The sequence below is a fragment of the Mesorhizobium sp. W067 genome (assembly GCF_054719525.1).
In genome coordinates this window covers 4,515,896-4,530,620 of record NZ_JBTTII010000001.1, presented here as the reverse complement: position 1 = coordinate 4,530,620, position 14,725 = coordinate 4,515,896, and the positions used below count along the sequence as shown (strand labels likewise).

Annotated in this window: 16 protein-coding genes and 1 pseudogene; 11 read left to right on the top strand and 6 right to left on the bottom strand. The window is 62.9% G+C overall.

What is annotated here, in order from left to right:
• Positions 1 to 237: 237 nt before the first annotated feature.
• From ACYG97_RS22090 to ACYG97_RS22080, 3 genes are read left to right on the top strand one after another with little or no spacing between them, the layout of a single operon-like run.
• The gene (locus tag ACYG97_RS22090) at positions 238 to 1,107 is read left to right on the top strand and encodes a carbohydrate ABC transporter permease (protein WP_023732933.1); all 870 of its coding nucleotides are present in this window, start codon (positions 238 to 240) and stop codon (positions 1,105 to 1,107) included.
• On the top strand, positions 1,104 to 1,928 hold the full coding sequence (locus ACYG97_RS22085; protein WP_023732934.1) for a carbohydrate ABC transporter permease: 825 nt from the start codon (positions 1,104 to 1,106) through the stop codon (positions 1,926 to 1,928). The genes ACYG97_RS22090 and ACYG97_RS22085 overlap by 4 nt, the downstream gene beginning before the upstream one ends.
• A gap of 22 nt (positions 1,929 to 1,950) precedes the next feature.
• Positions 1,951 to 3,423, top strand: a complete 1,473-nt coding sequence (locus tag ACYG97_RS22080) for a M81 family metallopeptidase (protein WP_023732935.1) — start codon at positions 1,951 to 1,953, stop codon at positions 3,421 to 3,423.
• 162 nt (positions 3,424 to 3,585) lie between these two features.
• On the opposite strand, the gene ACYG97_RS22075 is transcribed toward ACYG97_RS22080, so the two are convergent.
• Positions 3,586 to 5,640 carry a M3 family metallopeptidase gene (locus tag ACYG97_RS22075; protein WP_023732936.1) on the bottom strand — a complete coding sequence of 685 codons (2,055 nt, stop codon included), beginning with the start codon at positions 5,638 to 5,640 and terminating at the stop codon, positions 3,586 to 3,588.
• 159 nt (positions 5,641 to 5,799) lie between these two features.
• On the opposite strand from ACYG97_RS22075, the gene ACYG97_RS22070 reads away from it, so the two are divergent.
• Complete coding sequence (locus ACYG97_RS22070; protein ID WP_084023697.1) at positions 5,800 to 6,153, top strand: hypothetical protein; 354 nt, start codon at positions 5,800 to 5,802, stop codon at positions 6,151 to 6,153.
• A 66-nt stretch (positions 6,154 to 6,219) separates the two neighbouring features.
• Here ACYG97_RS22070 and ACYG97_RS22065 read toward each other — a convergent pair whose 3' ends face one another.
• From ACYG97_RS22065 to ACYG97_RS22045, 5 genes are all read right to left on the bottom strand, one after another.
• Positions 6,220 to 6,633 carry a hypothetical protein gene (locus ACYG97_RS22065; protein ID WP_023732937.1) on the bottom strand — a complete coding sequence of 138 codons (414 nt, stop codon included), beginning with the start codon at positions 6,631 to 6,633 and terminating at the stop codon, positions 6,220 to 6,222.
• A 9-nt stretch (positions 6,634 to 6,642) separates the two neighbouring features.
• Entirely contained in the window at positions 6,643 to 7,287 is a 645-nt protein-coding gene (locus ACYG97_RS22060) for a carbonic anhydrase (RefSeq protein ID WP_023732938.1), read from the bottom strand.
• 150 nt (positions 7,288 to 7,437) lie between these two features.
• Positions 7,438 to 8,208: a DUF429 domain-containing protein gene (locus tag ACYG97_RS22055; protein ID WP_023732939.1), complete on the bottom strand. Its 771-nt coding sequence runs from the start codon at positions 8,206 to 8,208 to the stop codon at positions 7,438 to 7,440.
• Positions 8,205 to 9,089 carry a pyridoxal kinase PdxY gene (pdxY, locus tag ACYG97_RS22050; RefSeq protein ID WP_023732940.1) on the bottom strand — a complete coding sequence of 295 codons (885 nt, stop codon included), beginning with the start codon at positions 9,087 to 9,089 and terminating at the stop codon, positions 8,205 to 8,207. Before pdxY ends, ACYG97_RS22055 begins: the two co-directional genes overlap by 4 nt.
• 35 nt (positions 9,090 to 9,124) lie before the next feature.
• The gene (locus tag ACYG97_RS22045; protein WP_023732941.1) at positions 9,125 to 9,376 is read right to left on the bottom strand and encodes a hypothetical protein; all 252 of its coding nucleotides are present in this window, start codon (positions 9,374 to 9,376) and stop codon (positions 9,125 to 9,127) included.
• Positions 9,377 to 9,539: 163 nt separating this feature from the next.
• Between ACYG97_RS22045 and ACYG97_RS22040 the strand changes: the two genes are divergently transcribed.
• The 7 genes and pseudogenes from ACYG97_RS22040 (at position 9,540) to ppa (ending at position 14,590) form a co-directional block, all read left to right on the top strand.
• Positions 9,540 to 10,172: a LemA family protein gene (locus ACYG97_RS22040; protein WP_023681434.1), complete on the top strand. Its 633-nt coding sequence runs from the start codon at positions 9,540 to 9,542 to the stop codon at positions 10,170 to 10,172.
• Between the two features lie 239 nt (positions 10,173 to 10,411).
• On the top strand, positions 10,412 to 11,182 hold the full coding sequence (locus ACYG97_RS22035) for a TPM domain-containing protein (protein ID WP_198029684.1): 771 nt from the start codon (positions 10,412 to 10,414) through the stop codon (positions 11,180 to 11,182).
• A 49-nt stretch (positions 11,183 to 11,231) separates the two neighbouring features.
• Positions 11,232 to 11,687: pseudogene (locus tag ACYG97_RS22030) on the top strand (TPM domain-containing protein); the annotation flags it as partial.
• Positions 11,688 to 11,722: 35 nt separating this feature from the next.
• Complete coding sequence (locus ACYG97_RS22025; RefSeq protein WP_023732943.1) at positions 11,723 to 12,613, top strand: TPM domain-containing protein; 891 nt, start codon at positions 11,723 to 11,725, stop codon at positions 12,611 to 12,613.
• 6 nt (positions 12,614 to 12,619) lie between these two features.
• Positions 12,620 to 13,258: a TPM domain-containing protein gene (locus tag ACYG97_RS22020; protein ID WP_023732944.1), complete on the top strand. Its 639-nt coding sequence runs from the start codon at positions 12,620 to 12,622 to the stop codon at positions 13,256 to 13,258.
• Between the two features lie 168 nt (positions 13,259 to 13,426).
• A complete protein-coding gene (locus ACYG97_RS22015) occupies positions 13,427 to 13,933 on the top strand; it encodes a GNAT family N-acetyltransferase (protein ID WP_023732945.1) in 507 nt (168 codons plus the stop codon).
• A gap of 123 nt (positions 13,934 to 14,056) precedes the next feature.
• Positions 14,057 to 14,590: an inorganic diphosphatase gene (gene ppa / locus ACYG97_RS22010; RefSeq protein ID WP_023732946.1), complete on the top strand. Its 534-nt coding sequence runs from the start codon at positions 14,057 to 14,059 to the stop codon at positions 14,588 to 14,590.
• The last annotated feature ends 135 nt before the right edge of the window (positions 14,591 to 14,725 follow it).

Genomic DNA, 14,725 nt, shown 5'->3' with positions numbered 1-14,725 from the left:
ATCCACTCCGTCGACCCCCACTCCGTCGAGCTTCGCTCGACACCTCTCCCCCGATCAACGGGGGAGAGGAAGGGCTCCCTTCCGCAACCGCTGCGGAGGATGGGCAGGCAGGTGAGGGGCAGCGCAAACGTCCGCAGGAGATTCAAACCCTGAAGCGCTGCCTTAGACCGATATGCGAGATTGATCCGAGCTGGCGCGCCAGCGCCACTTATGTCCAACACGGTACGAATCCGGCCGATGCAAAATCGTTACCTGCCCTATTTATTGACCTTGCCCAGCCTGTTTCTAGCCGCAGTCGTCATCTTCTGGCCGGTCTGGGACCTGATCCAGATATCGACGCATGATGTCAGCCGTTTTGGGCAGCTGCGGGACTTCAACGATTTCGCCAATTATTCCGCCTTCCTCGCCGATCCCGATTTCCTGGCGGCACTCTGGCGCACCGGCCTGTGGACCGTGCTGGTGGTCGGCGGCGCGCTGCTGTTGTCCGTCCCCGTGGCGATGATCCTCAATACCGATTTCTACGGCCGCGGCATTGCCCGCGTCATCATCATGCTGCCCTGGGCGGTGTCGCTGACGATGACGGCGGTGGTCTGGCGCTGGGCGCTCAACGGCGAAAGCGGCATGCTGAACTCGGCACTGATGGGGCTTGGTCTGATCCATGAGAACATCCAGTGGCTGGCGCGCGCCGAGACCGCCTTTCCGATGCAGGTGCTGATCGGCATATTGGTGACGGTGCCGTTCACCACCACGATCTTCCTCGGCGGCCTGTCATCAATCCCGGACGACCTATACGAGGCGGCCGCCCTGGAAGGGGCGACGCCGATGCAGCAGTTCCGCGAGATCACCTTTCCGCTGCTGAAGCCGTTCATCAACATCGCCATCGTCCTCAACACCATCTACGTCTTCAATTCCTTCCCGATCATCTGGGTGATGACGCAGGGCGGGCCGGCCAACTCGACCGATATCCTGGTCACCCACCTCTACAAACTGGCCTTCCGCATCGGCAAACTGGGCGAGGCCTCGGCGGTGTCGCTGCTGATGTTCGCCATATTGCTGATCTTCACCATGATCTATGTGCGCCTCGCCATGCGGGAGCAACGCGCATGACGCCCAAGCTGAAACGCACCATCATCGCCTGGCTGCTGCTTTCGCCGCTGCTCGTGGTGACGATCTTTCCCTTCGCGGTGATGTTCCTGACCGCGGTCAAGCCTAGGCAGGAGGTGCTGTCGCCGACCTGGTGGCCGAGCGAGTTCCACTGGTCTAATTTTGCCGACATGTGGGTGGCGACGGGATTCGGCCAGGCGCTGGCCAATTCGCTCTATGTCTCGGTCATCGCCACGGTCGGCGCCATCCTGATCTCGGTGCCGGCAGCTTACGCCATGTCGCGGTTTCGCTTCGCCGGCTACGGCGCCTTCCGCCAGTTCCTGCTGATCTCGCAGATGATCTCGCCGATCGTGCTGGTGCTCGGCCTGTTCAGGCTGATGGCCGCCTGGGGCCTGATCGAATCGACCACCGCGCTCGGCGTCATCTACATGGCCTTCAATGTCGCCTTCACCGTGTGGATGCTGCAGAGCTATTTCGACACCATCCCGCGCGATCTCGAGGAAGCCGCCTGGATGGAAGGCGCCGGCCGCTGGCTGACACTGCGAAAAGTATTTCTGCCGCTCTGCCTGCCGGCAATCGCTGTCACCGCCATCTTCACCTTCATCAACGCCTGGAACGAGTTCGTCGTCGCGCTCACCATGCTGCGCAGCCAGGAAAGCTACACGCTGCCGATCCAGGTGTTCTCGCTGGTCGCCGGCCGCTACACGATCGAATGGCACCATGTGATGGCGGCGACGCTGTTGGCGACGCTGCCGGTGGCGATCCTGTTCACCTGGCTGCAGCGCTATCTCGTACGCGGGCTGGCGCTCGGGGCGGTCAAATAGCCGTTATTTACGCGGAGCTTTCATGCGCATCTTCACCGCCTCGCTGGCGACCGAAACCAACACCTTCTCGCCGGTGCCGACTGACCGGGCGTCGTTCGAGATGGCGTTTTATGCTGGGCCCGGAAAACACCCGGACACGCCGACCTTGTGCTCGTCGCCGATGGTTGCGCTGCGCCGGCGTGCGGCTGCCGAAGGGCTGACCGTCATCGAAGGCACCGCCACCTGGGCGGAGCCGGGCGGGCTGGTGCAGCGGCAGACCTATGAGGCGTTGCGCGACGAGATTCTCGGCCAGTTGAAGGCAGCCTTGCCGGTCGACGCCGTCATCCTCGGCCTGCACGGCGCCATGGTGGCGCAAGGCTATGACGATTGCGAGGGCGATTTGCTCGAACGGGTTCGCGCCATCGTCGGGCCGGATGTGGTGATCGCGGTGGAGCTTGATCCGCACAGTCATCTGACGCCGAAGCGCGTCGCGGCATGCAATGTCATGGCCTATTTCCTCGAATTCCCGCACACCGATTTTTATGAGCGCGGCGAGCATGTCGTCGAGCTTGGACTGGCGGCGGCACGCGGCGAGATCAAGCCGGTGATTTCGACCTTCGACTGCCGCATGATCCAGGTGCTGCCGACCAGCCGCGAGCCGATGCGCTCCTTCGTCGACCGCATCAAGGCGCTGCACGGCAAGGACGGTGTGCTGTCGGTCTCGGTCATCCATGGCTTTATGGCGGCCGACGTACCGGAAATGGGCGCCCGCATCCTGGTCGTCACCGACAATGACAAGGCCAAGGGCGATGCGCTGGCGGAGCGGCTGGGGCGCGAACTCTATGCCATGCGCGAGAAGACGGCGATGACGATGCTGAACATCGAGGACGGCATCGCGCGGGCGCTGGCTGTGCGCAAGGAAAACCCTGATAAGCCGGTGGTCATCGCCGACATTTGGGACAATCCCGGCGGCGGCGTCGCCGGCGACGGCACCATGGTGCTGCGCGCCTTGCTGGAGCGCGGCGTTCACAACATTGGCGTGGCGACAATCTGGGACCCGATCGCCGTCACCTTCTGCCAGGCGGCAGGCGAAGGCGCCGTCATCGACCTGCGCTTCGGCGGCAAGGCGGGTCCGCTGGCCGGCGAACCGATCGACGCGAAGGTGCGGGTGCTGAAGGCGGTCGCCGAGGGCTGGCAAAGCTTCGGGCCGAGCCGGGTGACGCTCGGGCCAACGGCGCTGGTGCGCATCGAAGGCACCGAAATCGACATCATCCTCAACACCAACCGCACGCAGACCTTCGAGCCGGATATTTTCTCCAACATTGGCGTCGATCCGATGCGCAAGGACATATTGCTGATCAAGTCGACCAATCATTTCTACGCCGGCTTTGAACCGATCGCGGCGGAGATTATTTATGTCTCGGCGCCGAGTTCGTATCCGAGCAATCCGGCGGTGACGGATTACAGGAAGCTGACGCGGCCGGTTTGGCCGAGGGTGGCGGATCCTTGGGTGTAATCTCCCCCCTTGAGGGGGAGATGTCGCCGAAGGCGACAGAGGGGGTCCTCTCGCGTGAAGCGCCGACCTTCATCTGCCGCCGCAGGAGGTCGAGCCAAGTCGGACCGACCCCCTCTGGCCGCTTTGCGGCCATCTCCCCTCGAGGGGGAAGATAAGCTGGCGCTACACCAATCCTCTTTTCACCATCATCGCTTCAGGCGAAGGCATCTTGCCGCGGAACGCCGTGTACAGCTCTTCCGGGTCCTTCGAGCCACCGGCGGCATAAATGTTCTTGCGCAGCCGTTCGGCAAGCGCCGGGTTGAAGGGGTCGCCGGTCTCTTCGAATGCGGCGAAGGCGTCGGCGTCGAGCACTTCCGACCACATGTAGGAATAGTAGCCGGCTGAATAACCGTCGCCGGAGAAGACGTGGCCGAAATGCGGGGTGCGATGACGCATGGCGATGGTGTCGGGCATATCAAGCTTTTCCAGCGTTTCGGCTTCGAAACGCAGCGGTTCCGCCGGCGCATCCGGCCTTGCGTGATAGGCCATGTCGATGAGCGCCGACGCGGTGAACTCGACCGTGGCGAAGCCGGCCCCAAAAGTGCGGGCCGCCAGCATCTTGTCAAGCAGCGCCTTGGGCATCGGCTTGCCGGTCTTCACATGCAGCGCATGCTTTTCCAGCACCGCCGGCACGGTCAGCCAGTGCTCGTAGAGCTGCGAGGGCAGTTCGACGAAATCGCGGCTGACAGACGTGCCCGCCACCGACGGCCAGGTGACATCGGTCAGCATGCCGTGCAGCGCGTGGCCGAATTCGTGGAACAGGGTTTTGGCCTCATCGACCGACAGAAGGGCTGCTTCGCCGGCCGGCGGCTTGGCGAAATTCATGATGTTGTAGATGGCCGGCTTCGAGCCATGGCCAAGCTTGTAGCCGGACTTCAGCGCGCTCATCCAGGCACCGGAGCGCTTCGAAGACCGGGCGAAATAATCGGCGAGGAACAGGCCGCGCTCGCTGCCGTCGGCGTTCTTCACCACGAAGGTGCGCGCGTCGGGATGCCAGGCGGCGATGCCCTTCTTCTCCTCGAAGGTGATGCCGAACAGTTTTGTCGCAACGTCGAAGCAGGCTTCGATGACGCGATCGAGCTGCAGATAGGGTTTCAGCTCCGCCTCGTCGAAAGCGAATTTTTCGGTGCGCAACTTCTCCTGGTAGAAGCGCCAGTCCCAGGCTGCGAATTTTTCATTGCTGCCGGCCGCGGTTGCCAGCCGCTCCAGCTCCTTCTGGTCGGCTGCGGCCTTCTCCAGCGCCTTTTCCCAAACCGGGTCGAGCAAATCGTGCACCGCCTTCGGCGTCTTGGCCATGGTGTCGTCGAGTTTCAGCGCGGCGAAAGAGCCATAGCCGAGCAGCTTGGCTTTTTCGGCGCGCAATTTCAGCATGTCGCGCACCACTGACGTGTTGTCGCTGGCGCCGCCGTTCTGACCGCGCATGGTAAAGGCGCGGAAAGCGGTCTCGCGCAGATCGCGGCGTTCCGAGAAAGTGGTGAACGGTTCATAGATCGAGCGCGACAAGGTGACGGCATAGCGGCCCTTCTGGCCGCGCATCTCGGCAGCCTCGGCCATGGCGCTTTTGAGGAAATCGGGGAGGCCGGCAAGGTCAGCCTCGTCGAGGAACAGCGCCCAGTCGCGCTCGTCGGCAAGCACGTTCTGGCCGAAATTGGTGCCGAGCGAGGACAATTCCTCGCTGATGTTGGCCAGCCGCTTCTTGCCGTCGGCGTCGAGCTTGGCGCCGGAGCGGACGAAACCTTTCCAGGTCTTTTCCAACACCCGCAGTGTCTCGGCGTCGAGCTTTAGCGTCTCGCGGCGCTGGTAGAGATCGTCGATGCGGGCAAACAGTTTCTCGTTCATCGAGATGGCTGAGAAATGCCTCGACATCTTTGGCGAGATCTCGCGCTCCAGCGCCTGGATCGCATCATTGGTGTGGGCGCCGGCCCGGCACCAGAAGATCGACGAGACATGGTCGAGCGGCTCGCCGGCGAGCTCCAGTGCGGCCAGCGTGTTCTCGATGGTCGGCGCATCCTTGTTGCCGGCGATGGCGTCGATCTCCGCCTCGTGCGCCTTCAGCGCCGCGTCGAACACCGGGGAGAAATCGCCGTCGCCGATGTTGGTGAAATCAGGCAGGCCAAACGGCCCTTGCCATTTGGTCAGCGGATGGGCGGCGAGATCGACGGTCTTCGTGGACGGCATGGAGGATCTTTCGATGGTCGGACTGAGCGATAGGTACTCTTGGATGTAAGGTGATGCAGCCGGCTAGGCAACCTTGCTTGCGGTGAGGAGATCCCACTCGCTTGCATCTCGTTCCTACCCTCCTTATGTATTTGTAAGTGTATTTCTTAGGAGGTATTTATGGCGGCGCTTTTTATAACCACCGAAGCTCAGAAGCTTCTCAATAATTTCGACGCAAGAATCGCGCAAAAAGAGCAAAAAGGAAAGATAACTACTTGGGAAAAGAGTGACGATGGAAAGTTTTACACTCACAAATCGCAAGGATGGGCAAAGAAAGCATGGTTTAAGCCTGTGATTTCGAGTGATCGCCTGACGTTTAACATAAGAAAACCCCAAAATGCTAATGTTGAATTAGAAACCTATGCCTATTATCACGGCCACTTAATTGAGACTTTTTTGAACCATTTTAATAAAGACTTCAGCAGCGCACAAGCGACTCCCAAACCCACAGCAGCTGATCTTTGTAATTCTTGAATAGCGATCGAAGCCAGATAGCTGTCATTGGTCGTTCACCGACATTGGTACTAGTCCGGCGCTGCGTCAGAAGCCGTCGCAATTTTCGGCGATCGCGGCTTGCGAACTTGCGGTGATGCGGTTGCCGGCGACGGCAAAGGTCTCCTGGATCAGCATGTCATTGTTGGGGAAATCGTAGCAGGCGATGACGGTGGTGACGCCGGCCTCGCTCTTTTCGATGCGATGGCGGATCGCGGCGCCTGCGACAGCACCCTCCCACTCGTCGATCGACGCGATGAATTCCTGCTTCGACTGCACGATGCCGAGATCGTCGAGCTTTATGCGGACATCGTCGGCCAGCAGGTCCGACAATTCGGTGCGGTCGGCGACCAGCAGCGCCGAATACCAGCGGTCGATGATGGCGCCGTCATCGGCGCGGGCAGGGGTGAGCGAGAAGAGCAGCGCCGCCACGGCGAAAACAATCGAATGGCGATCTTGCACTGCTCCCTCCTACGTCAAATCCGGCCGCTCGAAATCGCCGGTGTCCTTGTTCATCACCCAAAGCTCGCCGGTCGAGATGTCGAACCAGACGCCATGCAGCGACAGCCGCCCCTTGCCTTCGAGGATCGAGACGCAAGGGAAGGTCCGGAGATTGGCGATCGAATAGCGGATGGAGATGCGCTCCAGCGCCGTCTGCCGTTCCGTCGCCGTCATGAAAGTGCTGGACGATACGGTTTCGGCCGCCGGCGCGATCAGGCTCATCCATTTGCCGATGAAGTCGCCGGGCGACAGCGGCGCCGAATTGGTGTCGAGGGCGGCGCGGATGCCGCCGCAGCGGCCATGGCCCATCACAACGATGTTTTTCACCTTCAGGCTCTGCACGGCGAATTCAAGCGCGGCCGAGGTCGAGTGGAATTCGCCGTCCGGCGCGTAGGGCGGCACCAGATTGCCGACATTGCGCAGCACGAACAGTTCGCCCGGGCCGGCGTCGAAGATCGCTTCGGGGGCAGAGCGCGAATCGCAGCAGGCAACGATCATGGTCTCGGGCGCCTGCCCCTCGCGGGCGAGCTCACGATAGCGTCCGCTTTCGGTGAGATAGCGGCCGTTCATGAAGTTGCGGTAGCCGGTCCAAAGATGTTCGGGGAGATGGGGCATGGGCTAGGGATGAAGCCTTTCCGGGTTGGTGGCGGCAACTCGTTCTCAGGTCAGGAAGGCTCTAACGGCAAAAGGCCATCCCGGGCAATGCCGAATTGCGGATGGCTCCGTCGCAAATCGCCATGCGGCATGCATGGCTCGAGGCATGCTTCACGCCCCGATGGCGACGGGAATGCCGAAACGGTCGGCAAGCGGCGGGTCGGGAAACGGCTTTGCTTCGCCGCCGGCGATGCGCCCGGCAATCAGCATCATCACGGCGGCGTCGAGGAAATCGTCGGCGGCAGCGCCGCGGGGCAGCGGCTGGTCGAGAAAGTCCCTGACATAGCCATGCCGGCACAGCAGTGCCTTACGTTCCTCCATCCCGGCCGGATTGACGGCGCCCTTGATCTTCTTCGGCAGCGTCATCGGTTTTTCGCCGTTCAGCCGGCAGAAGGCGACTTCGGGGTGCGATTCGAAGACGCGGCGGCGCAGTTCGGGACGCGCGATCAGCAACGCGTCGATCTCGCGGATCTTGGCAAAGATGCCGAAGGCCTGGATCGAGACGCCGCGCGGCGGGTCGGAGGTTGCCTTGGCCATTTCGCTGGCGCGGCGATGCGCGTCATACCAGGCCTCGATCGTGGTGAAGTCGCTGGTGTCGGCATAAAGGGCGGCGCGCGAGGGAATAGCAAAGACGCTGGATTGTCGTGCCCCGAGTAGCGGCCGCACCCGCGCTTCCGGCCCGCGGCCGCCTCTCTGCGAAAAATCCGGCAGGCCGATCGGCATGTCGACGGCGATCGTCGCATCGGCGGGCAACGCGTCGAGAAGGGCTGTAAAGCTCGCAAAGACGGAGACCGACGGCGAAACGCCGGGGGCGCGGTAGACTGCGATCCAGCCAGCCTTGCAGCCGTCAACGCCGACAAACACACCATTGCGGGATGTCACGCCCGGCGGTCCCGCCCCGGATGTGTGAGGTGGCGCAACTGCACCATCGCCATCGGATGCGACAGGCTCTGGGCATCGGTTTCCAGCTGCAACTCGTCGCCGCCGCGCTTGGCGGTGCGTGCCAGGATTTCGTAGACGGCCGCCGTGGTCGACTGCAGTGCCTTGATCGGCGGCTGTCCCGACAGGATGCGGGCGAGGTAGACGGCCGCGGTCAGGTCGCCGAGGCCATTCGGCGGCTTGTCGATCAGGCGGTGTTCGGCCAGCAGCGCATGGGTGCCATCAAGCAGCAGATTGCCGGTGCCGCCGGTCATCATCGACTGTGCCGACGTCACCAGCATTGTTGACGGCCCGGCATGGAGGGCGGCGGAGATCACCGATTTCAGATCGGGCAAGGGCGCGCCGGCCATCCACTCCAGCTCATAGCGGTTGGGGGTGGCGATGTCGGCGATCGGCATCAGCCGGTCGCGCATGGCGGCGGCCGTTGGCTCGGGCACGTAGAGCCCGCCGGAATCGCCCATCACCGGGTCGCAGATATAGATCGCGTCCGGCGTCTTCGCCTTGACCGCTGACACCAGCGAGGCGACGGCCTCGGCCTGCGCCGCCTCGCCGAGATAGCCCGACAGCACGGCGCCCACCTCGCTTAGCCAGGGCGCGCGTTCGAGATCGGCCATCAGCGCCTTGAACTGGTCGAGCGGCGGCACGATGCGCGTGGCGCGGCCGTGACCCGGATGCCAGGGCAGGATGACGGTCGGCACCGCCCACACTGGAAAGCCCAGTGTCTCCAGTGCAAACACGGCGGCGCGGTTGCCGACCGAGCCGCGGGCGACATGGCTGGAAATGACGATGACCGCGCGTGGCGCGTCGGCTTTTTCGCTGTTCATGGAAATTCCTAGATCCCACTTTTCAGGATCATGCTCTAGCTGCCCCGGGAGACGTAGTACACGAGCCAGATCAAAAGGCCGAGGGCGACGATGAGCCCAAGTGTGCGGCCGATGCGGGTGCCCCAGACCTCGATCGGATCGGATCGGTCGGCCTCGGCTGCGGTAACATGATCGCGGGCGCCTTTCGCTGCCCGTGACACCAGCGATGCGCCGCCAAGGCCGCCCTCGTTCGCCACGCGCTCAATAATGCGGCGCGATTCGCTGTCATCGTCGCGGCGTTCCGCCATGATCCTGTCCTGTTTGCCGGCAACCATATCGTGTTCGCGCGATCAATCACAGGGCCTCGCCGGCGCATGAATGCGCGCCAGGAATGCGCGCCAGCGGCAGACATTTTCTTGAGCGCGGATTGTGCTAATGCTTCGCATGCAACTTCTGTCGAGGGACCTCACCATGTTTGCCCAGCGCCTTGCCTTCCCTTTCCGCAGTCTGCCGGCCGTGCTGATGATGGCCGTCGTGCTGCCTCTGCTCGCCGGCTGCGGCTTCAATACCATCCCGACGGCGGAGGAGAACGCCAAGGCGGCATGGAGCGAGGTGCTGAACCAGTATCAGCGTCGGTCCGACCTGATTCCCAATTTGGTCGAGACGGTGAAGGGCTATGCTTCGCATGAAAAGGACACGCTCGATGCGGTGGTCGAGGCGCGCGCCAAGGCAACGCAGATCACGGTGACGCCGGAAACGCTGAAGGACCCCGAAGCGCTCAAGAAGTTCCAGGATGCGCAATCAGGGCTGACCAGCGCGCTGTCGCGGCTGATCGCGGTGTCGGAGGCCTATCCCGACCTCAAGGCCAACCAGAATTTCCTGGCGCTGCAGGCGCAACTCGAAGGCACCGAGAACCGCATTGCGGTGGCGCGGCGCGACTACATCCTGGCGGTCAAGGATTACAATCTGACGCTGAGGACCTTTCCGTCGGTGCTATGGGCAACCTTCTGGTTCCGCAGCAACGAGCCCTTCGCCAACTTCACCGTCGAAGAGGACAAGATGCAGCCGCCGAAGGTCGATTTCGGCACGAAGCAGGGCGGGTGATGACGTCTGGGTGAGCTTGGCCTTTGCCAGCCTTGCGTTCCTTCACACCCCCCTCTGTCCTGCCGGACATCTCGCCCTCAAGGGGGGAGATCAGCTGTCTTCTGTCCTTGCGCCAATTATCAGCGTTGCCGGCTGAGCGTCGGCAGCGAGATTGCCAATCTCCCCCCTCGAGGGGGAGATGTCCGGCAGGACAGAGGGGGACGCGAAGGAACGCCAACCTTGGTGTTCTTCTCGCCTTTCTGGCCGTCTTCCTGCCCCTCACCGCCTTCGCCGCCGACCTCCCCGCGCTGACCGGCCGCGTCGTCGACAATGCCGGGATCATCGATGCAGGCACCAAAGCCGCGCTCACCCAGAAACTCGCCGACTTCGAGACCAGAGGCTCCGACCAGATCGTCGTCGCAACCATCCCCAGCCTCGACGGCGAGGAGATTGAGCCTTACGCCAACCGGCTGTTCCGCTTCTGGAAGCTCGGCCAGGCCAAGGAAAACAACGGCGTGCTGCTGCTGGTGGCGCCGAACGACCTCAAGATGCGCATCGAGGTCGGCTATGGGCTGGAAGGCACGCTGACCGATTTGCACACCAAGCTGATCATCGAAAACGACATGGTGCCGGCGTTCCGCGCCGGCGATTTCTCCGGGGGCATTTCCAAGGCCGTCGACGACATGGTGATGGTGCTGGAAGGCAATCCGGAGGAATTGGAGGCGCGCGGCGAGCGCAACCAGAAGCCGCCCATCAATACCGACAATCTGTTCTTCGGCGTCTTCATCAGCATCTGGGCAATCATGTTCTTCGGCAGCATGGCCGCCTCCATCCTGCCGCCGATCTTCGGCCAAAAACTCGGTCCCGGCCGCTATCGCTGGCTCGGCATGACATTCGAGCCGCACAAGCGGTCATCCAGCGGCGGCTGGTCTTCGGGCGGGGGCGGCTGGTCGTCGGGTTCAAGCGGTGGTGGCGGCTTTTCCGGCGGCGGCGGTTCGTCCGGCGGCGGCGGCTCCTCGGGAAGCTGGTGAAGAGATGACCACACGCATCGCCAATCCCTGGCATGGCCGCTTCGCCACGATGACCGGCGCTGCCTTGCTGGTCTTGCTCGTCAGCGTCGCGGCGCTGGCGGCGGAGCTGCCCGCCCTCGCGGGACGCGTGGTAGACAATGCCGACATCATCGATGCCGCGACCGAGGCGGCGCTCACCCAAAGACTGGCCGATTTCGAGACCAAAGGCTCCGACCAGATCGTCGTCGCGACGGTTCCCAGCCTCGACGGCGAGGAGATCGAGCCTTACGCCACCCGGCTGTTCAACGCTTGGAAGCTCGGCCAGAAGGCCAAGAACAATGGCGTGCTTCTGCTGGTGGCCGTGAACGACCGCAAGATGCGCATCGAGGTCGGCTACGGGCTGGAAGCCACGCTCACCAACCAGCACGCCACACGGATCATTGAAGGCATGGTGCCGGCCTTCCGCGCCGGGGATTTCTCCGGCGGTATTTCCAAAGCGGTCGACGACATGATCATGGTGATTGAGGACAGTCATGGTGGTTGAGGGGAGCTGGTGACGGCATGACAGTACGCGTCTTCAATCCGCCAAGACCTGGCCGCGCAGCCGCGACGATCGGCATCGCCCTGTTGACGATGCTCACCATGCTGTTTGTAGCCTTGGCGGCAGACCTGCCGGCACTCACCGGGCGGGTGGTCGACAATGCCGGTATTATCGACGCCGCGACCAAGGCGGCACTGACGCAGAAGCTCGCGGATTTTGAGACCAAAGGCTCCGACCAGATCGTCGTCGCCACCATCCCCAGCCTGGACGGCGAGGAGATCGAACCCTACGCCAACCGGCTGTTCCGCTTTTGGAAACTCGGCCAGGCCGGCGAAAACAACGGCGTGCTTCTGCTGGTGGCCAAGAACGACCACAAGATGCGCATCGAGGTCGGCTACGGGCTGGAAGGCACGCTGACCGATCTGCACACCAAGCTGATCATCGAAAACGACATGGTGCCGGCGTTCCGCGCCGGTGATTTCTCCGGCGGCATTTCCACGGCCGTTGACGACATGGTCATGGTGCTGGAAGGCAATCCGGAAGAGCTGGAGGCGCGCGGCAAGCGCAACCCGGCCGACCACAGCACGCCCGTCGATCCTATAGTCGCGGTCTTCTTGATCCTGTGGGCGGCGATGTTCTTCGGCGGCCTGGCGATGGCCTTCCTGCCGCCGATCTTCGGCACCAAGCTGTCGCCGGGCGTGTATAAATGGCTGGGCATGACCTTTCGCTACGGCCAGGGGCCGAGCGGATCGTCCTCGGGCTCCAGCAGTTGGACAACAAGTTCGTCGTCGGGCAGCGGATGGTCATCGGGAAGTTCGGGCAGCAGCTGGTCTTCGGGCTCAAGCAGCGGCGGCGGGTTTTCTGGCGGCGGCGGTTCGTCCGGCGGTGGCGGGTCTTCAGGGAGCTGGTGAGAGAAGATGGCAACACGACCGATCAGCCCACAGGACCATGAGCGCATCGCCACCGCGATCCGCGCGGCCGAGGCCAAAACCGACGGCGAGATCTACTGCGTCGTTGCGCATGCCAGCGACGGCTATTTCTTTCCCGCCGCCTTCATGGCGACATCAGGCATGCTGATTGCCAGCCTCGCCGCCGCCTATGGGCTGGAAGCCTGGTGGCTGTCGATCCGGCTGCCGCATTTCGTCATTGTCCAACTGCTGGCACTGGCCTCGGTGTTGGTGCTTTTGTGGGCGCTGCCCGGCTTGCGCATCCATCTGGTGCCGCGCCGGCAGCGTTACCAGGCGGCACATGACAATGCGCTCAGGCAGTTCCTCGCCCGCAACGTCCACCGCACCACGGCGCGCACCGGCGTGTTGGTCTTCGTGTCGATCGCCGAGCGTTATGCCGAAGTGGTCGCCGATTCGGGCATCGACAGCAAGGTCGGCCAGCATGTCTGGGACGGCGTGGTGCGCGATCTCCTGCAGCATGCCGGTGACGACCGGCTCGCCGACGGCTTCGTCAAGGCGATCGGGCAGGTCGGCGCGGTGCTGGCCGAGCATTTCCCGGTGACGTCGGGCGACGCCAATGAGCTGGACGATCATCTCGTCGAGATCTGAAGAGCCTGCACGCGCTACCCGGACGGACGCCTGACCGCGCCGGCTGGGCGCGTTTTCCAGGCAGGCTTTGCCCATTGTCAGCAGTGTCGCCATCGGCTGTGAGAAAGCGGTCGGCGGGCTGACCTCGACTCTTGCAAATGGCCGATGCGGGTTTATGGTTAACAAATCATGAATACGCTGAGCATCGACATCAGGAAAGCCGAACCGCGCGACGCCGGCGCCATTGCCGACGTGCACCAGCTGGCCTGGGAGGGCGCCTATTCCGGCATCATCCCGCATCGCTCGCTGACCTCGATGATCAACCGCCGCGGCGCCGACTGGTGGGCCAACGCCATCCGCCGCGCCGCCACCGTTCTGGTGGTCGAGATCGGCGGCACCATCGCCGGCTATGCCACGATCGGCAAGAACCGCGCCCGCGAGCTGAAGCAACAGGGCGAAATCTACGAACTTTACCTGCGTCCGGAATATCAAGGCATCGGGCTCGGCAGCCGGCTGTTCAAGGCGGCGCGGGCGCGGCTTGCCGACCACGGGCTGAAGGGAATGGTGGTGTGGGCGCTGGAAGACAACCAGAACGCACTTTCCTTCTATGCCGGCGCGGGTGGCCGTGACGTCGCCGAAGGCGTCGAGGTTTTCGAGCAGAGGGCGCTCAAGAAGGTCGCCTTCGTCTGGGAATGACCGGCCTCGGTTACAAATCATCATAAACCGTGCGCTTCCGTTAGCGCTTCGCACCAATCGCCGCATTGCACCATGCCGCGCCGCCCGCTATCGATCTTGGACATCGAGAGAGGGATTTAAGCCATGCGAATCGAAGCCATTGCCATCGGAAAGAACCCGCCCGAGGACATCAACGTCATCATCGAGGTGCCGATCGGCGGCGAGCCGATCAAGTACGAGATGGACAAGGAGGCCGGCACGCTGTTCGTCGACCGTTTCCTGCATACGTCGATGCGCTACCCCGGCAATTACGGTTTCGTGCCGCACACGCTGTCGGGCGACGGCGACCCGATCGACGTGCTGGTCTGCAACACGCGCGCGTTGGTGCCGGGCTGCGTCATCAATGTGCGACCGATCGGCGTGCTGGTGATGGAAGACAATGCCGGCCAGGACGAGAAGGTCATTGCCGTGCCGTCGCCGAAGCTGACGCTGCGCTACGAAAACGTCACCGAATACACGCAGCTGCCCGAGATCACCCGCGACCAGGTCCAGCACTTTTTCGAGCACTACAAGGATCTCGAGCCCGGCAAATGGGTCAAGATCGAAGGCTGGCACGATTCCAGATACGCCAAGAAGATGATCGTCGACGCGATCGCACGGGCGAAGGCGGCAAAGTAGCGCCGAGAGAGGCCTGCGTCTCGTTCAAGTAAGCGGCAAACGCCAGCGCGAGGCACCCCCTCTGGCCTGCCGGCCATCTCCCCCTCAAAGGGGGAGTCGCAACGGCTTTCGTCAATTTTCAGCGCCGAAAGAAAA